This window comes from Sandaracinobacteroides sp. (assembly GCF_057137845.1).
This window is the reverse complement of record NZ_DBNHFX010000228.1, coordinates 1-3,118: the sequence shown is the minus strand read 5'-3', so window position 1 is coordinate 3,118 and position 3,118 is coordinate 1. Positions and strand designations below refer to the sequence as shown.

The 3,118-nt window shown below is 59.6% G+C and carries 5 protein-coding genes and 1 pseudogene; 1 reads left to right on the top strand and 5 read right to left on the bottom strand.

The window, feature by feature from the left end; translation table 11 throughout:
• Positions 1-326 (top strand): annotated as a pseudogene (locus AC16JP_RS11920) (GTPase HflX); the annotation flags it as partial.
• A 29-nt stretch (positions 327-355) separates the two neighbouring features.
• Here the strand turns inward: AC16JP_RS11920 and mazG are convergent.
• The 5 genes from mazG to AC16JP_RS11895 form a co-directional block, all read right to left on the bottom strand.
• Entirely contained in the window at positions 356-1,093 is a 738-nt protein-coding gene (gene mazG, locus AC16JP_RS11915; RefSeq protein WP_484340835.1) for a nucleoside triphosphate pyrophosphohydrolase, read from the bottom strand.
• Between the two features lie 65 nt (positions 1,094-1,158).
• Positions 1,159-1,581: a nuclear transport factor 2 family protein gene (locus tag AC16JP_RS11910; protein WP_484340834.1), complete on the bottom strand. Its 423-nt coding sequence runs from the start codon at positions 1,579-1,581 to the stop codon at positions 1,159-1,161.
• Between the two features lie 103 nt (positions 1,582-1,684).
• Positions 1,685-1,852, bottom strand: a complete 168-nt coding sequence (locus AC16JP_RS11905) for a hypothetical protein (protein ID WP_484340833.1) — start codon at positions 1,850-1,852, stop codon at positions 1,685-1,687.
• Positions 1,849-2,619, bottom strand: coding sequence for an MBL fold metallo-hydrolase (locus AC16JP_RS11900; protein ID WP_484340832.1), 771 nt, complete (start codon positions 2,617-2,619; stop codon positions 1,849-1,851). The genes AC16JP_RS11905 and AC16JP_RS11900 overlap by 4 nt, the downstream gene beginning before the upstream one ends.
• On the bottom strand, positions 2,610-3,118 hold a 509-nt coding region (locus AC16JP_RS11895), incomplete at its 5' end, for a TatD family hydrolase (protein WP_484340831.1). The genes AC16JP_RS11895 and AC16JP_RS11900, both read right to left, overlap by 10 nt.

Here is a 3,118-nt window from a genome sequence, read left to right as displayed (position 1 = left end):
TCCCGATGGTCGAAGTGCTGAACAAGGCAGACTGTCTCGACACTGAAACCCACGCGGCGACAGCCGAACGCGCGCAACGTGAACCAGATGTTGCACTGGTGTCCGCACTAACGGGCGAGGGGCTGGACGCCCTGAAGAAGTTGATCGCGACGAGGCTGCAAGGCCCGGAGGAGGTAGTCGACCTGCGCCTTCACCTCTCCGACGGGAAGCGGCTTGCATGGCTCCACGCTCACGCCGACGTCATCGAACAGAAAGAAAAGGGCGGCGAGATTCTGGTCAAGGTGCGGATGTCAGCCAAGCTGGAGCGGCAATACCGGGCCTTGTGAACACGCCTGACTGTAGAATATACTATTATTCAGCTAGTTACTATCTTTTCAGCCTGCCAGAGGCGCTCCTTCTCGTCCAGCGTCAGGTCGGTGAAGCCCGGCTGCCGTTCGATCCTGCGGAACCGGGCTTCGAACTTTCGATTGGCACGGCGCAAGGCTTCTTCTGGATCTATATCCAGCTTTCTCAGGTAGTTCGTGGCTGCAAACAGCAGATCGCCGGCTTCTTCGATCCGTTCGTCCTGCGTCGCTGCCTGTTCGATCTCCGCCAGCTCTTCGTGGATCTTGGCGAGCGGGCCTGAGGCGTCCGGCCAATCGAAGCCCGTGCGTGCGGCACGCTTCGCCAGTTTTTCGGCCCGCGTAAGGGCAGGGAGGGCAAGTGCAACCCCGTCAAGGGCCGAAGCCGTCGGCTTTTCGGCTTGTTTGATTTCCTCCCAGCTTGCGCGGATTTCCTTGGTGCTTGCGCTGCTGCCGCTGTCGAACACCCGTTCGAATACGTGGGGGTGGCGGCGTTCCATCTTGTCGCAAATGCCGCGCACGACGTCAGAAAGCTGAAACTGGCCTGCTTCCGCAGCCATCTGGCCGTGAAACACTACCTGAAGCAGCAGATCGCCCAGTTCCTCGCACAGCGCCGCCATGTCGTCATGCGCGATCGCGTCGGCCACTTCGTGCGCCTCCTCGATCGTGTAGGGGGCAATCGTTGCAAATGTCTGTTCGCGATCCCATGCGCAGCCATCCGGGCTGCGCAACCTGCGCATGATCATGATCAGGCGGGCGAATTCCGATAGGGCTGCATCATCACCCTTGCCGCGCGCTTCCCCAGGCCCGGCCCCGGTCACGCCTGCAACGCAGTCACCGTTTGTGCCTGTAACTGCGCCGCCATCATCTGGTGCACCATCTGTATGGCTTTCAACGGCCTGACCATCACCTTGAAGTGCGTGATAAGCCCTTGTTCATCAAAGGAAATCATGTCTATGCCATTGATCGCAATACCGTTTATTTCAGTCGTGAACTCGAGAATGGCGCCGGTTTCGTTCAACCATTCGCCGACATAGGCGAAACTGGAACCGCCAAGCACTTTACCGGCGCTGGCAAGATAGCGGAACGTGACGTCACGGCCGCGCTGCGGCGTGTGGACGACCGGGCTTTCGAAAACAACTTCCGGATGAAGTATGTTTTTCAGCGCGTTCTGGTCATGCGTTTCCATGAAACGATACCAGCGGGCGAGGTGGGCGCGAACTGCGGAATGATCGGTCATACTGCATCCTAGCGCAGAGCTGATCCAACCAACAGGGCGCAATCGTCAGTCCCGCACAGCCGATGGCAATCTTTAAATCCGATAATCAATATTATGTTAAATATCAGATGATATTCAGGGCGCGCACCAGCAGCGTTAGCCCTGCGATGATTGCGGCCCAGATCAACGCCAATTGCAGGATCGCGCCCCGTTCCATCGTCGCGAAGCGGTTCCAGCTTAGTGCCAGCACGACCAGCAGTGTCGCCAGCACCGAAACGATCGCCATCGTCATGCGTCAGCCCTCCAGATGCGGCCGTCCCATCCAGGGCTGACCCCCGGTGGAAGTTCTGCCGCCAGTTCCGCGAAGTCCATGCTCTCGTCCATGTGCGTCAGCCATGCTTCGGCGGGTTGCGCGGTATCGATCCACCCCAGCGTCCTAGCCAGATGGCTATGCGTCGGGTGCGGATCGCGCCGCAACGCATCGACAACCCACAGGTCCAGCCCGGTTAACAGTCGCCAGCTTTTTTCCGGAATGTCATCAACATCGGTGGAATAGGCGATCGCCCTGCCCCCGGCCTCGAACCGGAAGCCGACCGAGTGGATTGGCCCATGGCGCTGCCGGAACGGCCGGACGGTCAGGTTGCCGAACCGCATTTCAGACGACAGGGGGTGCGCTTTGACCGTCGGTGAATACCCATATCCACCTGAAAAAACATAGGAGAATCGTGATCGAAGGCTGGCGCGAGTGGCCACGTCCATATAGCAGTCGATCTCTGTCCCCTGCGCGTGAAACAGCGGCCTAAGATCGTCGATGCCGTGGCAGTGATCGGCGTGACTATGAGTGAACAGGACCGCCGTCAGCCAGCGAACATCGGCATCCAGCAACTGCACACGCAGGTCAGGGCCGGTGTCGACCAGCAGCCGCACATCCTCGTGCTCAACCATTACTGAAACCCGCCGGCGCCTGTTGCGAGGGTTTGCCGGGTCACATCTGCCCCAGCCACGGCCCACACGCGGCACGCCCGAAGACGTGCCCGAGCCGAGCATTGTCAGTTGCATGGCATTTTCATTTTATTGAACAGTGTCAGTGTATTATTCGATGTCGTTGTATACAATTCCTCGTATCCGATACCCCGAAGATCGGCCAGAAAGCGCGCTGTATGCACGACGAAGGCAGGCTCGCACGGCTTTCCGCGCCTGGGGACGGGGGCCAGAAACGGCGCATCCGTTTCAACGAGCAGCCGGTCCCCGGGGAGGAGTCTGGCGGTTTCCTGCAGGTCGGCCGCGTTTTTGAACGTTACGATGCCCGAAATCGAAACATAAGCCCCAAGGCCAAGGCAGGCCTTCGCCAATTGGGCCGATCCGGTGAAGCAATGAATCACCATCGGAAAGGCGCCCTTCCCTGTTTCCTCGGCAAGGATGGCGACCGTGTCGTCCTCGGCATCGCGCGTGTGGACGATCAGTGGCAGGCCGGTTTCCCGGCTTGCGGCGATATGTGCGCGAAACGAACGCCGCTGCCGTTCGCGGTCGGATTTGTCGTAATAATAGTCAAGGCCGG